This is a genomic window from Neptuniibacter marinus, assembly GCF_001597725.1.
In the GTDB taxonomy this organism is placed as follows: domain Bacteria; phylum Pseudomonadota; class Gammaproteobacteria; order Pseudomonadales; family Balneatricaceae; genus Neptuniibacter; species Neptuniibacter marinus.
Window position 1 is genome coordinate 135041 of sequence record NZ_LUTR01000001.1, and the last position, 19165, is coordinate 154205.

Annotated in this window: 14 protein-coding genes; 11 read left to right on the forward strand and 3 right to left on the reverse strand. The window is 42.4% G+C overall.

Features of this window, described 5'->3' with window-relative positions; genetic code table 11:
- The first annotated feature begins 32 nt into the window (after positions 1 to 32).
- The 10 genes from A3774_RS00620 to A3774_RS00665 all read left to right on the forward strand — a co-directional run bounded on the left by A3774_RS00620 (position 33) and on the right by A3774_RS00665 (position 12792).
- Positions 33 to 488, forward strand: a complete 456-nt coding sequence (locus A3774_RS00620; protein ID WP_067861952.1) for a hypothetical protein — start codon at positions 33 to 35, stop codon at positions 486 to 488.
- Positions 489 to 525: 37 nt separating this feature from the next.
- Positions 526 to 3825 carry an FG-GAP-like repeat-containing protein gene (locus A3774_RS00625; protein WP_067861955.1) on the forward strand — a complete coding sequence of 1100 codons (3300 nt, stop codon included), beginning with the start codon at positions 526 to 528 and terminating at the stop codon, positions 3823 to 3825.
- Between the two features lie 520 nt (positions 3826 to 4345).
- Positions 4346 to 5053 (forward strand): thermostable hemolysin, encoded by a 708-nt coding sequence (locus A3774_RS00630; RefSeq protein ID WP_067861959.1) that lies wholly within the window; start codon positions 4346 to 4348, stop codon positions 5051 to 5053.
- Positions 5050 to 6540, forward strand: a complete 1491-nt coding sequence (locus A3774_RS00635; protein WP_067861962.1) for an AMP-binding protein — start codon at positions 5050 to 5052, stop codon at positions 6538 to 6540. The genes A3774_RS00630 and A3774_RS00635 overlap by 4 nt, the downstream gene beginning before the upstream one ends.
- A gap of 16 nt (positions 6541 to 6556) precedes the next feature.
- On the forward strand, positions 6557 to 7210 hold the full coding sequence (locus A3774_RS00640; protein ID WP_067861965.1) for a TenA family transcriptional regulator: 654 nt from the start codon (positions 6557 to 6559) through the stop codon (positions 7208 to 7210).
- Positions 7207 to 7992, forward strand: coding sequence for an SDR family oxidoreductase (locus A3774_RS00645; RefSeq protein ID WP_067861968.1), 786 nt, complete (start codon positions 7207 to 7209; stop codon positions 7990 to 7992). Before A3774_RS00640 ends, A3774_RS00645 begins: the two co-directional genes overlap by 4 nt.
- A 12-nt stretch (positions 7993 to 8004) precedes the next feature.
- Positions 8005 to 8628, forward strand: coding sequence for a tetratricopeptide repeat protein (locus tag A3774_RS00650; RefSeq protein WP_067861971.1), 624 nt, complete (start codon positions 8005 to 8007; stop codon positions 8626 to 8628).
- A 22-nt stretch (positions 8629 to 8650) separates the two neighbouring features.
- Complete coding sequence (locus tag A3774_RS00655) at positions 8651 to 9316, forward strand: response regulator (protein ID WP_067861975.1); 666 nt, start codon at positions 8651 to 8653, stop codon at positions 9314 to 9316.
- Positions 9313 to 10701, forward strand: a complete 1389-nt coding sequence (locus A3774_RS00660; protein ID WP_067861977.1) for an ATP-binding protein — start codon at positions 9313 to 9315, stop codon at positions 10699 to 10701. The genes A3774_RS00655 and A3774_RS00660 overlap by 4 nt, the downstream gene beginning before the upstream one ends.
- A 498-nt stretch (positions 10702 to 11199) precedes the next feature.
- Positions 11200 to 12792 (forward strand): GAF and HD-GYP domain-containing protein, encoded by a 1593-nt coding sequence (locus A3774_RS00665; protein ID WP_067861980.1) that lies wholly within the window; start codon positions 11200 to 11202, stop codon positions 12790 to 12792.
- Positions 12793 to 12794: 2 nt separating this feature from the next.
- On the opposite strand, the gene A3774_RS00670 is transcribed toward A3774_RS00665, so the two are convergent.
- Positions 12795 to 14990 carry a CHASE2 domain-containing protein gene (locus tag A3774_RS00670; protein ID WP_067861983.1) on the reverse strand — a complete coding sequence of 732 codons (2196 nt, stop codon included), beginning with the start codon at positions 14988 to 14990 and terminating at the stop codon, positions 12795 to 12797.
- A 457-nt stretch (positions 14991 to 15447) separates the two neighbouring features.
- Between A3774_RS00670 and A3774_RS00675 the strand changes: the two genes are divergently transcribed.
- On the forward strand, positions 15448 to 16215 hold the full coding sequence (locus A3774_RS00675; RefSeq protein WP_067861986.1) for an MBL fold metallo-hydrolase: 768 nt from the start codon (positions 15448 to 15450) through the stop codon (positions 16213 to 16215).
- A gap of 17 nt (positions 16216 to 16232) precedes the next feature.
- On the opposite strand, the gene A3774_RS00680 is transcribed toward A3774_RS00675, so the two are convergent.
- Both A3774_RS00680 and A3774_RS00685 read right to left on the reverse strand, forming a co-directional pair.
- Positions 16233 to 17795 (reverse strand): FecR family protein, encoded by a 1563-nt coding sequence (locus tag A3774_RS00680; RefSeq protein WP_067861988.1) that lies wholly within the window; start codon positions 17793 to 17795, stop codon positions 16233 to 16235.
- 10 nt (positions 17796 to 17805) lie between these two features.
- Positions 17806 to 19110, reverse strand: coding sequence for a porin family protein (locus A3774_RS00685; RefSeq protein ID WP_156473631.1), 1305 nt, complete (start codon positions 19108 to 19110; stop codon positions 17806 to 17808).
- Positions 19111 to 19165 lie beyond the last annotated feature (55 nt).

A 19165-nucleotide genomic window follows, 5' to 3' on the forward strand; every position in this document is an offset into this window, starting at 1 on the left:
CTGACCCATAGATAACTTAAGTAGAGTTTATTATGAAAAAAATAAGTATAAGTTTAATTGTTGTTTCGCAAATACTTTTAGGCCTAAGTATTGCGTCTACAGCTCTAGCTGCAGCAAAACCAATAGCAGGTGTTACCTGTAATAATGGCTTCTTTGTAAGGACACCTGATAAACATATTCATTGGATTGATGAAGCCACCCAAAAACATGTTGAAGTATATGACCAAACAGATGACATTTATGCCATGGTTCAATGCGGCACAGGCGTTATTACTGTCTTTGCCAAAGAAGTGAATGACGCGCAGCAATATAGCGCAATTTACAGTCCTAACTGCATGAATATCGGCAGCGTAACAGGCCAATCATCGCTGATTTATCAAGGCAAGGAGCCAATCAACAAGATCGACACAACTGACGGTAAATTGGCAATTAGGTTTGTAAACAATACCTATCTGCGAGGTAAAAATTGTGCATCAGTCAGTCCATAAAGCTAAACGACAACGGAGCACAACAGGATACACCACAGTGGTAAAGCAACTAGCTTGCTTTACCACTCTCCTGCTGCTTTTAATGGGGTGTACTGAAGAAAAAAGTGCAGCCCAATTAAAAGCTGAAGCTGACCGATTAAAACTTAAAGATGTTTTAAGCTCGCTTGAACAACAATACCCGTTGCAACCTACAGTAGAAAAAAAATCCACAACAACACCTCTGTTTGCCTTGGGTAAAGAGCTTTTTTTTAGCCGCACCTTAAGCGGAAGCAAAGATGTCGCGTGCGTCAGCTGCCATCACCCTTATCTTGCAGGGGGGGACAAATTAAGTTTACCTGTTGGCGAATCAGCCTACGACCCAGAATTACTTGGCCCTGGGCGCTGGCATGACTGGAAAGCATCATCAGACCCCACAGCCGATGGCGGGCCAAATGTAGCACGCCATGCTCAAAGTATTTTTAATTCATCTCTCTACAATAGAGCCATGTTTTACGATGGCCGTATTTTTGTTTTAGATGACGAAGTCAAAGATAGCGGCCAAGGGCAAGCACATCGCACACCTGACAGTAATTTATGGCAAGCCGATGCAGCCCCTGGCGATGACCTTTTAGCTAGTCAGGCTCGCTTCCCTGTCGTTTCCAACGATGAAATGCTCGGCTACAGTTTTGCAACCACTAAAACCCATGCGGGTATCCGTGACGCTCTCGTTGAAAGGTTAAGGAAAGATGATAAAAACAAAGCCTGGCTAGGCATGTTTCGCGCTGCCTTTTCAAAACCGGATGCCGATGCAGAAACACTCATTACTTACACTAATATCGAAAAAGCACTGTCTTATTATCAATCGACACAAGTGCTAATTAACAATAATTGGTACGCTTACCTTGATGGGGATGAGCAAGCACTCACGGATTTACAGGTTGAAGGGGCTTTAATATTTTTTAATACGGTGCAAGAAGGCGGAGCTGACTGCGTTGCCTGCCATACACCACCAATTTTCACTGATGAACAATATCATAATATTGCTGTACCTCAATTTGGCAAAGGAAAACAACCAAATGGAGAAGACTTTGGCCGCCGAAATGTCACACAAAATGATGCAGATCGTTTTGCCTTTAGAACACCAACCTTACTAAATGTAGCCAAAACCGGTCCATACACTCACTCCGGTGCTTTTACCCAACTATCCGATGTAATTGAACACCATATCAATCCTGTAAAATCAGTTGAGAACTTCGATTTTAGTTTCTCAAATAATCCACAAATGAAGCATCTTAGCGCCTTAAATTCGCATGCTAAAGAGCATTCACAAAAGCCCTTAATTCAGCTTCTTAGGCAGCAAATAAGTGGCTCTAGTAAGCTTCCTACGAATGTCAAAATGGATACACATCAAAGCAAAGCACTCATCGCGTTTTTAGACGCATTGACTGACCCTTGCTTAACGGATAAAGCATGTTTATCTACTTGGATTCCAAATGAAAACGAGCCTGCTCCTGACGATTTGCGCTTAAAAGCTAAGTTCGGTAGTTTTTCTACACCACCCAAACCGATCAAGTCAGACAGCGATGCTCTAGAGCAACAATCTCACAATACGGCACCCAGCTCAGGTACAAAAACCTCAGTAATTATAGAATCGACTGAACTTGGTTGCACAAACACCCAACCCAATACAGTAGAAAGAATGCCTCTTCAGTTTTCTGAAGTCGCACTAAAGTCTGGATTAACCAAACAACATCACATTTCATGGCCACTTTATAACCTTCAGTCGGCACAACGATTGATCTTTAGTGGTGGTGTTGCCGCAGGAGATGTTGATGGTGATTGCTGGGCGGACATTTTCCAGCCCACAGGAGATGGCTTACCAGACGTACTCTACCGTAATAACCAAGATGGTAGCTTCAGTAACATCTCTAAACAATGGGGCATTACATCAAAAGAGCTATCAAACGGGGTAGCGATGGTTGATATTGATGGAGATAAGGATTTAGATATCATCACATCAAACCTCATTCATACCGACCTCTCTTCTGTTGCCGGCCGTATGCAAGGCGATGAACAAGCCCAAAACCCTACACTATACATTAATCAAGATAACCAGAAGTTCACTCCTTTAACTACTTCAGGCATTGGTGCTAAATTAACCAGCTGGTCATTTGCCTTTGCTGACTACGATGGGGATGGCGATTTAGATGCCCTCACAACCCATTGGCGCGGACCTGGATTAGGCGGCCAACAACCGAACCATCTCTGGGAAAATGTAAGTACAGACAATGCTCTATCATTTATACCTGCCGATAGAAAAGCTAACTTAATGGAAATGATAGGTAATACTGATTTTACCTTTACAGGCGCCTTTTCAGACATCAATAATAATGGTTACCCTGATTTATTGATGGCCGCTGACTTTGAAACCAGCCAAGTTTATATGAACAGTGGTTATGGGCGCTTTGAAAAAGCCACTAATTTATCTGAAATTAACGACAAAAACGGTATGGGCAGCGCCATTGCAGATTATGACAATGACGGCGACCTAGACTGGTTTGTCAGCAGCGTATCAGATCCTAATGGTATTGCAGAAGGTAGTTGGGGCATTGAAGGTAATCGGTTATACAACAATGAAGATGGGAAATTTATTGACGTAACCGATACTGCCGGTGTTGCCGAAGGTCTATGGGCTTGGGGAGCATGCTTCGCTGACTTCAACAATGATCAATGGCCTGATATCTTCCATGTTAACGGCTTTGACTTAGACAGCGAGCTACGCAAACATTTAGGGAAGACTCCCCATGCATATATGAAGTTAAAACGTTCCATGCGGGAGTTTGAAAACACACCAAGTAAACTCTTTATCTCTAACCAAGACGGTACCTTTACGGAAAAAGGGACGGAACTAGGTATTACTGATACCTTATCAGGCCGTGGAGTTGCGTGTTTTGACTACGATAGAGACGGTGATGTGGATATTTTAGTGAGTAACCATCAAGACAGACTCTTACTCTATAAAAATAACGCTTCAATTTCCGCAAATAACGGGTTTATTAACTTAACGCTAAAAGGATTAGGAAAAAACACACAAGCAGTTGGCGCAAAAGTGTATGTCACAGCCAATGGTATTACGCAATTACAGGAAGTAAGGGCTGGCGGTAATTTTATTTCCAGTTCACCTACCGAGTTACATTTTGGTTTGGCTGATGCGGATATTATCAATAAAATTAGAATCGTCTGGCCAGGACCAGATAGATCTGAAAGCATTCATACAGACATCCCAATCAATAAATTCTATACAATTAAGCAAGCCCTCTCAGAAACAGAAACGAGAGCAGCGGTTAGTATTAATTAATTAAAAAATAAGCAGCTATAGCGATTATAATTCTTATAGCTGCTTATTTTTCTCGCCCTATCATATAAACGGAAAAAACATACAATATAATAGTTTTTAAATTAACTATGATCTCATCTGTCAAAGATGATCAATAAAACATTTAGACAAGTAGCTAAACACTACAAATGTAACTGATATGCGCCAATAACAGGACTAAGACATATATTTTTAGCTTGTTAAACCTGCCCCTAGATTTTCCAATCACTGAGATATACGGCTGTCTTAAAAACACCCTATAGATACTCAAATCTATCAATCAACCATTAGAATGGTAGCAGAACCAAAATGCAAATTAAGAAAAGCATAAAACCAGATACTTCCTTAAAGAGTGCATGTCCCTCTTTTTGTTTGTTTGATTGGACGGATCGACAACAAGGTAAACAATCTTTCTTCACCCCATGATCTATCTTTGAAACTTTTAAGAAACCCTTAAGAAAGCAACGCTAATTTATATGTCATCAACTAATGGAGATGGCATATGAGTATTGTAATGCTCAAACCCAGCGAGCAATTTATTCCAAAATCAGATCTTCTTTTAGTTTCTCGTCATGAGAATAAAGAGATGGTCAGGCGATTTGCGGAGGCTCGCTTTAAAGCAGCATATAACGCTGATGTAAATGACTTTCTTCCCCATATGCTTGCACTACTAGATAACCAGCTAGCCGTCCAAGCATCTGTGGGTTATCAATCAGCGGAATCACATAGCCTCTATCTCGAACATTATTTAGATCAGCCAATTGAAGATGCCATTGCCGCTCGGCTAAATATCGATAAACCTCGTCGTAGTGAAATACTGGAAGTAGGTAACCTCGCATCGCTCTCCCCTGGGGCGACGCGACGGTTAATTCTCAACTTAGCCTGTCATTTTCAAAAGCAAGGTTATAAATGGTTAGTCATCACCGCGACATCTCACGTCAAAAATAGTTTTGAGAAACTCAATATTGGCTTAGACCTACACAAGGTATGCAAGGCGGATGCAAGCGCAGTTATAGATACAAATTCAAACTGGGGGAGTTATTACGAACATAACCCAGAGGTTTATATAGGCGATATAGATGCCGGTATTAACGTACTCAAAAACAACCCTGTCATTGGCAAACTGCTCGCCCGTTTAAAAACACCAGTGAGCGACTGTGCCGTATCAATCACTCATAACTCAGCGGTAAAAGAAGGAACAGTCGAGTGAGTCAATTATTAAAAAAGATACAAGCTTACTCAATATCCCAACCTGATAAAACAGCGTTTAAGAGTCACTTAGGTCAAATCAGCTATGCTGAGCTCTATAAACAAGTAGAGTCACTTGCAACACACTTAAAACAGACTCACTGCGCTATTTTAGGTATTTGGGCGGACAACTCCCCCCAGTGGGTGATTACTCAGTTAGCAGCGATGTCTGCAGGTATTAATGTAATCCCGATGCCCATATTTTTTAGTCCCTCTCAAGTACAACACCTGATTAACAGCGCAAATATTGAGCTGATTGTTTTAGATGAACGATTAAAATTAGCCTACCCACAAGTTGATTTTGAAAGCTATACGAACGCTCAACTCCCATTACCTAGCGGCTTATCCGCTTATCAAAAATCTACTCATACAGGCAGCACGACTAATTTAAGCACAGCATTGGTCACCTTCACATCGGGCAGCACGGGCACGCCAAAAGGAGTGTGTATAGATTTTGATTTGATTGATCAAATGTGTAGCTCTCTACATTCACTCACCCATAACCTAGGTGTACAAAAACACCTCTGCCTGTTACCTCTTGCTGTCATGCTAGAAAATATTGCAGGGGCATTTTTGCCACTTTATGCAGGTGAAACTATTGTAATTGATAGCTCAGAAATCACAGGACTTAGGGGCTCATCACAGCCAGATATTCAGCAGCTGGGTCTGTACCTTAGTGCGGAGCAACCGCATAGTTTGATTGTAACGCCGGAGTTACTGAAACTTTTACTCCTACTAAAACAGCAAGGCCAAGCGCTCGATTATTTGAAACTTGTTGCGGTAGGTGGCGGCAAAGTACCAAAACGCCTACTCCAACAAGCCTGCGCCTTAAATATTCCTGTTTATGAGGGCTACGGTTTAAGTGAATGCGGCTCTGTAGTTGCACTCAACACACCTAATGCAACCAAACTAGGAAGTGTCGGTAAGCCTCTACTTCACTGTAATGTAAAGATATCAGACAGTGGTGAGATACTGGTCTATGGCCCGCATATGAGTGGATACCTAGATGAACCGGTATCAGTCTCTGACCACATATCAACAGGTGATCTCGGTTATATAGATGAAGATGGTTTTCTCTTTATTACAGGTCGTATAAAAAATATCCAGATCAACAGCTTTGGTCGCAACTTCAGTCCAGAGTGGATTGAAGCTGAAATCAACGGTTTATCCGGTGTCATACGATCCGCTATTTTCGGGGATGGTAAACCTTATATCACGGCGCTCATTCAAACTATACCCGGAGTCAGTGAGTCTCAGATTCAACAGCAGATTCAACAGTTAAACCAATCACTCCCCGATTACGCCCAGATCAAAGCCACTCTACCTATGTCGGCTGAAGTACTTACCAACCACGGATTATTAACCGCTAATGGTCGAATCAAGCGGGAAACCATTAAACACTATTACGCACAGCAGATTGAAGACTGCTACCACAGCGTCACTATATAACTGTAGGAAAAATAACATGGTATTTTTTGATAAGTTGTCACAAGAAACAGTAGCCGCTCAGCACGCCTTTCTAGCGCGCCCTATTATTCAACAAACACTTTCAGGGGATATTTCACTTGCTCGCTATCAAGCGTTTTTAACTGAAGCCTACCACCACGTTAAGCACACCGTTCCTTTGTTGATGGCCTGCGGTTCTCGATTACCTGAAGAGTTCAACTGGCTGCAAAAAGCGATTGCGGAATATATTGAAGAAGAGATTGGTCATGAACAGTGGATTCTTAACGATATAGAGCAAACCGGTCTAGACCCATTAAGTGTCAAAGTAGGTATCCCTTCCCTGCCCACTGAAGTAATGGTCGCTTACGCTTACAATCAAATCGACCGTGTCCATCCACTTGCCTTTTTCGGCATGGTCCATGTATTAGAAGGCACCAGTATCGCGTTAGCCACTCACACATCCGAGTTAGTACAAGGCCGATTAGGTTTACCGGATGAAGCCTTTAGCTATCTTCGCTCCCATGGCTCGCTCGATATAGCCCATGTGAAATTTTTTGAAGATCTAATGAACAAAATTGAGTGCCCTGCAGCTCAACAAACAATCATTCATGCAGCACAAGTGTTCTATCACCTTTACGGTGAAGTGCTCTCATCAGTGGAAGGTGCAGAATGAGCTTAGAGACCAAGACCTCACTGATTATTGGTGCATCCGGCGGTATCGGTCAGGCCGTCGCTAAAAAACTGGCCGAACAGGGACAAAACATTTTTCTATGCGGGCGTAATGAAACCGCTTTAGCAGACCTAAAAGCTAATCTTCTACATCAGGATCAACACACATTACTTATCGCTGATGTCGTCAGTGCGCAAGGCCGTGAAGCCATTGTAACTGAGGTTAGCAGATCGCCGATTGACACTATTATTAATGTAGCCGGTATCAATCAGTTAACTGCATTTGAACAACAAACAACAGAATCAATTGAAGCGATGATTTACACCAACCTCACTGCCATTATGCTACTGACTCACGACCTAATTCCCCTATTAGAAACACGTAGTAATAGCACCTTAGTCAACGTCGGGTCCACGCTTGGCGCCATTGGCCTGCCCGGTTATGTAACCTATTGCGCATCAAAGTTTGCACTGCGCGGTTTTTGTGAAGCACTGTCCCGCGAGCTGGCAGACAAACCTATTAACATCAAATACTTTGCCCCTCGTACCACAGAAACCAGTATTAATTCCGATAGTGCTAACGCCATGAATACTGAACTGGGCAATAAAGCAGATAGCACTCAGTACGTTGCTAATGAACTGATACGTTTCCTCGAAACGGATAAAGATAGCTGTCACTTAGGTTGGCCAGAACAACTGTTTGTAAAAGTTAACGCTGTGCTGCCATCTATTGTGAGCCAACAGTTAAAAAAACAACTTCCCATTGTCCGTAAATATATTGGCTAAGAGAGTTTTACTATGAAAAACCTATTTATCACTACAGCACTCACACTCTTCAGCATGTGTATACTTGCTGCACCCGTTGATGATGCGCGGCTCACACTACAAACAGAGTGGGCGCATATCAAATATGAGCTAGAAAAAGATCAGCAAGAGATAATGTTTAAATCCCTTGCGGAACAATCCGAAGAGACTCTATCCCAATTTCCAGAGTCGGCAGATATTATGATCTGGCGTGCCATTATTCTTAGCACTTATGCAGGCGAAAAAGGTGGTTTAGGTGCGTTAAGCTTAGTAAAGGAGGCTAAACAGCTACTTGAAAAGTCGATAGAGATTGACCCAACAGCTCTACAAGGTTCAGCATACACTAGCTTAGGAAGCCTTTATTATCAGGTACCCGGCTGGCCGATTGGATTTGGTAGTGATAAAAAAGCAAAAGTGTTTCTAACAAAAGCACTTGAAATCAACCCAGATGGTATTGATAGTAACTTTTTCAATGCCGATTTTCTGATTGAACAGCATAAAAAAGATGAGGCTAAAGCTTTCTTAGAACATGCTCTAGAGGCATCACCAAGGCCGGGCCGCGAGGTTGCTGATAGTGGCCGTCGCCTAGAGATAAAGGCACTGTTAGAGCAACTTTAAGCTGAGGGTTATTAACCAAACCATGAAGATATTACTTGTGGAAGATGATCCCTTGCTGGGTCAAGGTATAGCTGATGCGTTAACCTATCAATCATATATTGTGGAGTGGGTGAAAACCGGCAAGCAAGCGATTAGTTTTGCTAACGCAAGTCAATTTGATGTCATCATACTGGATCTAGGCCTTCCTGATAGGGATGGCTTAGATGTTCTGCAAGAGTTAAGAAATAATAAAATATTAACACCGATTCTAATCCTCACTGCGCGGAGCACTTCCGGCGAAAAAGTCACGGGGCTAGACCGTGGCGCAGATGATTATATGGTGAAACCTTTTGATGTACCGGAACTCATGGCGCGATTGAGGGCCTTACAACGCAGGGAATCGCAACAGAAAAGCTCAATCATCACTCATGGCAGTATTGAGATCAATCCAGCCAACTTTTCTCTCTCTCAATATGGAAAACCTATACCTCTTTCCCGCCATGAATACGATCTGTTACTCCACTTAATCAATCGCCCAAACCAAGTATTTAGCCGTGAGGCTCTAGTGGATAAATTATATAACTGGGACAATGAAGTAAGCAGTAATACAGTTGAAGTCTATGTGCATCATCTTAGAAAAAAACTAGGCAAAGATATTATTAAAACCGTCCGTGGTATTGGTTATCAATTAGGGAGCACCTCAGAGTGAATTCCATACGTGCCTATCTAACACTCACCTTAGTCATCGGTATTGGCCTTGCCATTGCGGCCTCAATCGCCATGAGCTATCAACGTATCACTCACGAAACCGAAGAACTATACGACGCGGAGCTGGCTCAAATCAGCCGAGTACTAGAAGCTGTACTAAGTATCGAGTTTGAATTTACCGGTGTACATATTTCAGAAACAACCCACGATAAACAAAAACTGATCATTTCTCCTGAGATTATTGCGGAGGGTGAGTACAACAAAGATGGTCATAAATATGAGAAGAAATTAGCTTTTCAAGTTTGGAGTCGTAAAGGGGTTCCCCTACTAGGAAGTGGGGAAGATGATGCAGATTTGAGTTTTTCAGACCAGCCTGGTTATAGCTACGAAACTATTAAAGATAAACAGTGGCGAACCTTTGTTAGGTACAGTGAAACCTTATCTATTTGGATTAAAGTTTCACAATCCATAGAGATACGAGAGGATGTAACCCATAAGATAGCCTCTGTTAACGCATCAATTTTATTGATCCTATTACCCGTAATTTTTATCTTAATCACCTTGATCGTACGTAAAGGACTTTCTCCACTTAATGAGATCAACAAGCAGATCTCATTGCGAGGAAATCACAACTTAACCCCATTAAGTTTCTCCTCTGTACCTAATGAACTGCAACAAGTCGTTGGATCAATCAACCATCTAATGTCTTCCCTCGGTGCCGCTTTAGAAAGACAAAAACGCTTCACCGGTAATGCAGCTCACGAGTTAAGAACACCACTAGCCGCGATAAAAGTTCACGCGCAAAACATGCACCCAGAGAATGAGAGGCTCACCAAGATTCAAACCCATATTATTTCGGGCATAGATAAACTAACCCATCTTTTCAACCAACTAATTACCTTAAGCCAAACTGAGTCCTCTACCGAACCCACCAAGAAAGAAAAGGTCGATATTAACGGCTTAGTTAATGAGGTTATATCCGAACTAAACAGTGTAATTAGTAATAAGCAGATCCTACTTAGCATACTTATAGATGAAAAAATTTCTGTTCAAGCAAATCAAGAAACACTCTCCATCTTACTGCGAAATCTAATCGACAATGCGGTTAAATATGTTCCGGAACGGGGAGAAATCAGAATAAAAGCAGAACAACTCAATGCTAAAGTTAAGTTTGTCCTTTCAGATAATGGAATCGGTTTAAGTGATGAACAAAAAACACATGTATTTGAACGATTTTACCGAGCAGCAAGCCAAGATACCGACGGCTGTGGAATAGGTTTATCTATAGTCAAAGAGATATGTGACCGTAGTGGGTACAACATAACCTTAGCTGACTCAGATATTTATGAATCAGGCTTAACAGTCACATTAGAGATCCCCAACTAGCCTTTTTTGAGTCTTAACCCCTTAGATAAGATTTCTTCTACGGGGACATATATCTGCCTTTACCCTAATCAATTAAAACAACGACAACAGTTTGAACAGGAAAAAAGCGCTAAAATTGAATATATCCTCCATCCCCCCCCATAGATGTATTCATCTAGGCATTGCTGAACCTTTTTATAAACCCTCAGATATCAATCTCTGCCAAGCATGCATCTGTTTGATTTATATGTTTTTTAGCTTAATCTTATGCCTAACATCTAGGACTAGAGCCTTAAACTCACAATAACTAACCTAGCTCAAACCTGCTTTCCCTCTAATACTGCTATTATGCTGTCTAAAATGGGCAAGTTGACAATAAGAGCGCTCTAAATCCGCTCCTATAACCTAACTAGAGATAAAACCTTTATATTTTGGTGATTTAACGCTGCTCCCCCTTGACACGACTGCCCTTGAGCGCCACATTGACACTTACATCTAAATAGGTAGATCGGAATAGCTATGCTTCACTTAGATCCAGAAGAAATTGCAAAGCAACTGGCTGATTTGACGGGAGCTTTAACGACAGAGAATGATCATACCAAACTATTAGATCGTATTATTCTCGGTTGTATGCACCTGACTAATGCTGATGGTGGTACCTTATATACCTTGAATGAAGAGAATGAGAATGAGTTGGCATTTACTATATTGCATAATCGTTCTTTAGGTATTCACCGTAAGCCTCACGACCTACCCGCTATAGATATTTTTAATTCTCAAAAACAAGCATCTAAACTCGTTGTCGTTCAAACCTTTGTTCAGCGAGAAACCATTAATATTCCCGATGCTTATGAGTGTGTAGATTATGATTTTTCAGGCACTCGTAACTTTGATAAACAATTAAACTATCATTCTAAGTCCTTTCTCTGTGTCCCCTTACAAGATCATGAAGGGGAGATTATCGGTGTGTTACAGTTAATAAACGCCATTGATGAGAAAGGGCAGATCATCCCTTTCTTAGCGACCCAACAACATTTGGTAGAATCCCTTGCCTCTCTTGCGGCGACAGTCCTAACCAAACGACGTTTGATTGATGCTCAACGCCACCTTTTTGAATCATTTATTAAGTTGATTGGCCGTGCAATTGACCACAAATCTCCTGTTACCGGCAAGCATTGTGAGCAGGTACCAGAAATTGCGATGCTACTAGCCGATGCTGTCAATACGGCAACCCAAGGCGAATTCGCAAATAAAGCTTTTTGTGAAATAGAGATGTACGAGCTACGCATCGCCGCGTGGCTACATGATTGTGGCAAGATCACAACACCAGAATATATAATCGATAAAGCCACCAAACTACATACAATGTTTGACCGTATTCACTTAATTGAGTCCCGATTTCGTGAATATAAGCTTCATTTAGAAATTCAATTTCTTACCTCAAACTCAGCGATATCTGATAAAGAGCGCGCAAAGGCCTACCTCCAATTAGAACAGCAAAAACAGGCACTAGACGCTGATCTCGATTTTATTAAACGCTCTAATGCTGGATCGGAGTTTATGGCTGATGAGGATATCGCCCGTATTCTAAGTATTGCAGATATCAGCTGGGTTGATTTAGAGGGGAAAACCCGCCAACTCTTGAGCAAAGATGAAACCGACAATCTATGTATTCGCAAAGGGACGCTAACTGAAGATGAACGTCAGGTGATGCGGGATCATATTAAGGTTTCCATCGATATGCTGGAATCTCTAAAATACCCTAAACAACTAAAACAGGTGCCAGAAATCGCCTGCAATCACCATGAACACTTGGATGGCAGTGGTTACCCTCGTGGTTTGAAGGCGGACGATTTATCAACCCGCGCACGCATTATGTGCATCGCAGATATTTTTGAGGCCCTAACCTCCCCCGATCGACCTTATAAAAAAGGCATGTTTTTATCCCAAGCCATGACCATTTTAGGACGTATGGTAGAGGATAATCATTTAGATGGTGACTTATTCAAACTGTTTGCAGAAAGTGGAGCTTATCTCACTTATGCACAAAAGCATATGACACCCCGCCAGATAGATACCTTTGATATACACTCTCTGCCTGGTTTGCAATAAGCTTACTTACTGGTATGGCTAAAAACTCCGCACCAATCAGCGGGGAGCGTAGCATCTTTATATTCAGCAATACGGTGCAGATAAATCCGTGCCATTGTATCTTCTGTAGCTTGACATAGATAAGCCTCAAAAATATCCTGAGCCTCATCCCACTGTTTTGTCGAATAGGCCTGAATACCTTTTTGGAATAGATCGACTGCGTTTTTTTCATGTTGTGTGCACTGTTCACGTAACCCTATAGGCTCTAGAACATCCACCGCCTCATTACGACCTTTAACCTGCACTCTATCTAATTTACGGTATAGGTACTCAGGTACTTTTTGCGCTAACTCACCACTTACAAGCAACGGCGTACCATAATATTTGGTCAGCCCTTCCAAACGTGCACCTAAATTAACTGCATCTCCCATGACCGTATACGCCATACGGAAAGAGGAGCCCATATTACCCACATTCATTATTCCACTGTTGATACCCATACCTACACGAACCGCGGGTAACCCCTCACGTTCTAATTGCTGATTAAGTTCCGGCAGCAAAGCAAGCATCTCTAACGCGGCTTGCAAGGCATGACGAGCATGATCTTCATCTTTAAGCGGCGCTCCCCAAAAAGCCATCACAGCATCACCTATATACTTATCCACTGTGCCGCGCTGCTCATGAATAACTTTAGTCATCCCCGTTAAATAGATATTCATTAAACGGGTTAATTGTTGAGGCGTCAGCTGCTCTGAGAGGCTGGTAAAACCCCGAACATCTGAGAAAAACACACTCATCTCTCGACTTTCACCTGAAAGCTGTACTGATTGGTCCTGTTGACTTAACTCTTCCACCACCTCGGGCGGAATATATTGTCCGAACTGATTCGCCAATTGGGCTATATTTCGGGTTTCAAAAAAGTAACCTGTCGTTTGCTGAAAAAGGTATAAAACACTTATTAAGATCAAGGTATAACCCAAAGGGATAACCCATAGTAACTGCTGCCAAGCATAGAGATTAAGGGCGATGACCACCCCACCAATAGCCAGTGTGATAATCGTTGATAAAAATACGGATAATCGAGGAATAACAATCGATAAGAGTAGGCCGCAAAAAATAAGCTGAACAATCTCAACTCCGAGCGTGTAATCAGGTTGGTGCTGAAATCTCCCATCCAGCATGCCGGATAAAATATTGGCATGGACCTCCACTCCAGCGTAACGATTACTCATCGGTGTTACCCTAAGATCCAAAAGACCCGCCGCACTTGTTCCAACTAAAACAATCGTGCCCTCAAGTACCTCAGGATCAACAACCCCATTAATAATATCGGTTGCCGAAACGTAAGGAAAACTCCCTTGTGGACCTCGATAAGGAACCAGCACTGCGCTATGTTGATCAACAGGGATACGTATACCTGCTCCTTCAACGGCCACTAAAGCACTCCTCTCCTCTGTTGCATCCGTTTCAATAACCGGCAGCACCTGATCTTCCTCAAACAACGCTAACAGCATCGCTAAGGCTAAGGATGGATAATATTGACCTTCAAAGCGCTGCAGTATAGGTACGCGTCGATAAACACCATCGGAATCAACCATTGGATTATCAAAAAAGCCATTACGAACGCCCTTACTTTGTAGCGCATTCAAACTAGAGATCACACCGTTCGCTTCAGGAATAGGCAACTCAGCTAAAGCGGGATCTTCACCTATCACCGCTTTTCCTGGATGGCCTACTTGTAGCTGCTTAGTACTACGGTCAAACAGATAACCCAATACAACAGGCCTATCAGCTATTACACGGGCAAAATGAGCATCCGAGTTAAGCGTTTTAAGCAGCGTAGTTACATCGTGATCGGTACTTTTATTTTCAAAAAACTGTTTAAGCTCAACTAAATCAATACTTTGATCCGCTTCTGAAAACACCATATCAAAGCCTACGATGGCCACACCATAGTTATCAAATAACTGATCAACCATACGTGCTAACTTTGAACGATTCCATGGCCAGCGCCCTTCCGCAGCAAGGCTTTTTTCATCAATATCAACAATAACAATACGCGGATCTTCCTCTTTGGAAAGAAACTGACGTAAACGTAAGTCATAAAGATCATGTTCAAAGCGTTCAAATAACTCAGGACGATCGCCAGTCACCACAGGAACTATCATTAGAACGGTGAGTAGAATGCCCAACAATGTTCTGATTTTTCTTTGTCTCATTGACTACTCAGCAACAGTTTTACAATGCGTAACTATGGAAGATCACTCCATTCTGCATACGCTTTATTAGATTTGTACTGTATAAAAATAACAGTTTTATTTGCGCACGACAGCTATAAAGCAAGTCAAATGTTGAACTTCCGCTACAGAGTCGAATATAGAAAGCGCACACCTTTTTATAACCTGAAATTTCAAACTGATTCATTTGCTGCAACGGACTAATATCTGTATCTTGAATAACCGTTGGCGTTTATATAAAACCGTTGTATTCAGCAAAAATTTTGTTTCACCAAAAAGTGCGTAGCTTCAGTGCCTTAGCTTGATATATTGTTAGCAAGCTATCAATTAATTATGAACAAAATTGCTGCATTCTTTCTGCTGTCGCTTTTATCATACCCAACTACCATAATGTACATAGTAGTGTACTTAATTTAGATAGCCACAGCTGAGGTGGAACGTGAAGATCGACGTGTTAGGTTGTAGTGGCGGTATAGGTCAAGGCTTAAAAACTACAACATTTTTGGTAGATGATTCGTTACTGCTCGATGCAGGTACAGGTCTCGAACTACTAACAATGGAGCGTATGTTAAAAATACGCGATGTTATCATTACCCATGCACATATAGACCATATTATCGGCCTGCCTCTCATGCTTGCCACTATCTTTGATCAGCATAAAGAGCCTCTAAATATTTATGCACGTCCTGAAGTTATTGATGCCTTGAAACAGCATATCTTTAACTGGACTATTTGGCCCGATTACACTTGCCTGCCTGAAGGGTCGCCTATTATCCGCCTGCACAAGATCAAAAAAGGCGACAAGCTCTCTCTACAAGACAAAAACATCGAAGTGCTACCCGCGCAGCACCCTACTCCAACGGTTGGCTATTTAATATCTGACTCAAACGCATCTTTTGCGTTTACCGGCGATTCAGGTATTAACGATGAACTTTGGCCTATATTAAATGATCGCAAACCGGATTTACTGATTATTGATGTCTCGTTTACCGACGAGATAGATGAGCTTGCTCGCTTAAGTGGGCACTTAACCCCAAGCCACTTACGAGAGCAATTAGCCCAGCTAAACCATGATTGCAAAATCATGATCACCCATTTAAAGCCTGGGTTTGAAGACACCATTATGCAACAGTGTCATCAACTATTGCCTGATAAACAGATTTATCGTTTGCATCACAACCAGATAATTAACCTAAGCTCTCCTTAAGGCCTTTCTTGCCTAAGTTATGGAGAGGACTCCCCTTCAAGAAAAATAGTACCATTGATGCTGGACGATACGCCGGTCAATCCATTCACCCCTTCAGCAGCATAACTTGTGACAGCACCTTCCGCATTATCACCCACAAAATCGATACTCATATGACCGGAAAGATCAGTAGACACAACACCAGCACCGCAGGTTAGTCCGCTACAGGTACCGGTTAATGCAACCTCTTCACCATTTAATACACTACTTAAGTTCAAATCAGCACTCGCAGCTTCGCGCAACTCATAAGAATTGCCCAATATATCGGCTTCAACGCCTATTTCTAGTAACTTTTGCCCATCAAAATCGACTCGAAAGTAGGTCCCACTATATACATGCCCACCCGTGCCAGTGACTGTTGAAAAATCATTCAATGTACCTGTGGCGCCCGTTTCGTTTTGTGGGCTTGTATATCCACCATGCGTAGCGTCATATCGATAAACAAAATCGCCTGTTTTATTTGTAATAACCGAATCTGGGGTCAAATCATCACTGTACATAAAATGAAAGCTACCCGATGTGACCGTCGGAAAACCATTTTCCACTACTGTATAACCACTCCCCCAGCGCCCCCAACTAACTTCAGCAGTACCAACGGTCATTTCGTCTTGATCAAGCAAAACTCCCAAAATAGGCGGGCTAGATATAACACAAGGAGAGCAAGGATCGGACGACAAACTACTTTCATCGTTAAAGACGACACCCGTTACAACATCCCCACCACCCAACGTACGATCTATTGTAATATCCGCATTGCTGTCAGTACCTTCGACACTTCCTGCTGAGACATCCACACCTCCAAGCTTAACTTGCGAGAAAGCTAAAGCAACGACACTTTCATCCGATGCGGTTTCACCATTTCCTGTAGGATTAGGCGACGCTGCCACTGTAATTTGCTGTGTGCTCTCACTCTCCACCTGAGTAGCCGGAACAGAAACATCCTTACTGTCAAGGGAGCGACGAACCGTCGCCGGTGTCCTGAATATATTGATCGCCCCATCAGCGCCCACCAACTGAAAAGAGAAGCCTTTTGCTACATCACTGGCTCCCCCTTTATTAGCTACGTTAATCGCACCATTATTAACGCTCCCCTTGACCTCATCGCCCTGCTTATCAACGGTAAAGTCAGTACCACGAATACCGATTGTCGCCACAACCGCATCTAATGTGTAATCCTCTTTATCCACTTTACCTATCTGGCCAGACAGCGTTCTCATACCGCCTTTTAATAACCGGTAAACGGCTTTTCCATCTTCAGGATTAGCCTCATCAAATTGATATTCAGCTATTTTAAATTCAGTACCCGGCTTTAATGATAAGCGCGCGCCATCGGTGAAGCGTATCTGTAAGCGTCCCGTATCTCCTGTCTTCAACAGGTCATCGGCATAAATGTCTACCTTGCGCTTTAAAACTCGCTGAGTGCCCTCAGACTCTGCCGTATTCTGACCAAAGCTCAGAATAACGGTACCTACGCTTTGAGGCGCAGCAGAAACAAAACTAGAAAAAAGAATAAATAGAGCCGCCGTGACATAGGTTTTCATAGTCTAAATCTCACTGAAAGTTATAACGCAAACCCAGCATTACTTGCTGGCGGTCATATTCATAAAGCTCAATATTCGAGCCTATATCGGTAAAACTATAATTAGCTAACACTGTCCAAGAGGGCGCGACCATCCACTCCATATTCACATTAAACATAGTAAAATCATCCCTACGCTTAATATTATAGATCCAATCTTTACCTTTATATTCGCTGCGTTGATAAGTAATAGCGGGTGTCAATTTAATATCGCTAGTAGGCGATAGCTGAATCCCTAAGTTCCCGCCGTGGAAAACCCGGTCAACTTGGCCATTTGCTAAAATACCCGCGGTTTTTGGATTTTCTGTTCCGGCAAAAGCACTGATAAAATAAAGAGGACGCCAGCCACCCTCCCCTGCATAGATATAGCTTGCACCTACATTACTCAGGGTTGCATCTTTCCATGACTGGTCATCATAAGCGAGGTCATTGGCCCCTACGAAAAACTTCATGACCGAACGTTTACTAAGCTGCTTACTCCACGTGCCTGTGATACCAAACATGTCGCGGTAGTTGTTATTGGCTAACTGGTACTTTTGTAGGTTGAAGTTGAATTGAAATTGATTAGCTTCACCTTTCCATATATGCCCAGCACTTAAATTAATATTATTGTAGTCTTGCTCATCTTCGCTATCGTAAATACGCGAATCGACATTGGCACTAAACACAAGCGCATTGTCGGGATTGTAAGCATGCTCAACACTCGACCCAACCCTGACTTGCGCATATGAATCGCCACGACCTAATGCGTTGTCACTCAATATGACCACATTGGTTTGTCCGCCGGGACCTGAATTTATATTTGAGTCGTAACCTGCCCACAGCTCGACAAAGCTCTTAAATTTAGTCGGTGAAATTGACGTTTTTTCTGTAATCAGGGTCAGAAACTGCTGAATACGCGCGCGGACTACATCGGGTGGATTTTCTGCATCAACCTGCTGAAATAACACCTGCGCTCTTTCATATTGAGCGATCAAATAATAACCACGTGCCAGTTCCAACGTCGCTAGCGAGTTTTTAGGTTCCAACATATGAACACGCTCAAGAGCAAAAATACCTTCACTAAGATGCCCACTATCAATGGCTGCTACGCCATACTGAAAATCAAACGCAGGGTCACCTTCCATCTCATCAAGGTTATCAAGCGATAACTGGTAGGCTTTTACAGACTCTCCTTTCTCAAGCAGTTGGGATACATCACTGATGACATCGGCCATTGCCGTTACTGACAAACACATAAAATTCAGCATTATACAGAGGGATAATTTCCTGAACACTGACGACTCCTGAGCAAGATTATAAGTGGTTTTCAAACACTATTAGTTTAAGGCT

Coding starts and splice junctions, on each gene's coding strand:
- A3774_RS00620 (WP_067861952.1), top strand. CDS start 33: ATGAAAAAAATAAGTATAAGTTTAATTGTTGTTTCGCAAATACTTTTA.
- A3774_RS00630 (WP_067861959.1), top strand. CDS start 4,346: ATGAGTATTGTAATGCTCAAACCCAGCGAGCAATTTATTCCAAAATCA.
- A3774_RS00640 (WP_067861965.1), top strand. CDS start 6,557: ATGGTATTTTTTGATAAGTTGTCACAAGAAACAGTAGCCGCTCAGCAC.
- A3774_RS00645 (WP_067861968.1), top strand. CDS start 7,207: ATGAGCTTAGAGACCAAGACCTCACTGATTATTGGTGCATCCGGCGGT.
- A3774_RS00650 (WP_067861971.1), top strand. CDS start 8,005: ATGAAAAACCTATTTATCACTACAGCACTCACACTCTTCAGCATGTGT.
- A3774_RS00655 (WP_067861975.1), top strand. CDS start 8,651: ATGAAGATATTACTTGTGGAAGATGATCCCTTGCTGGGTCAAGGTATA.
- A3774_RS00665 (WP_067861980.1), top strand. CDS start 11,200: ATGCTTCACTTAGATCCAGAAGAAATTGCAAAGCAACTGGCTGATTTG.
- A3774_RS00670 (WP_067861983.1), bottom strand. CDS start 14,990: ATGAGACAAAGAAAAATCAGAACATTGTTGGGCATTCTACTCACCGTT.
- A3774_RS00680 (WP_067861988.1), bottom strand. CDS start 17,795: ATGAAAACCTATGTCACGGCGGCTCTATTTATTCTTTTTTCTAGTTTT.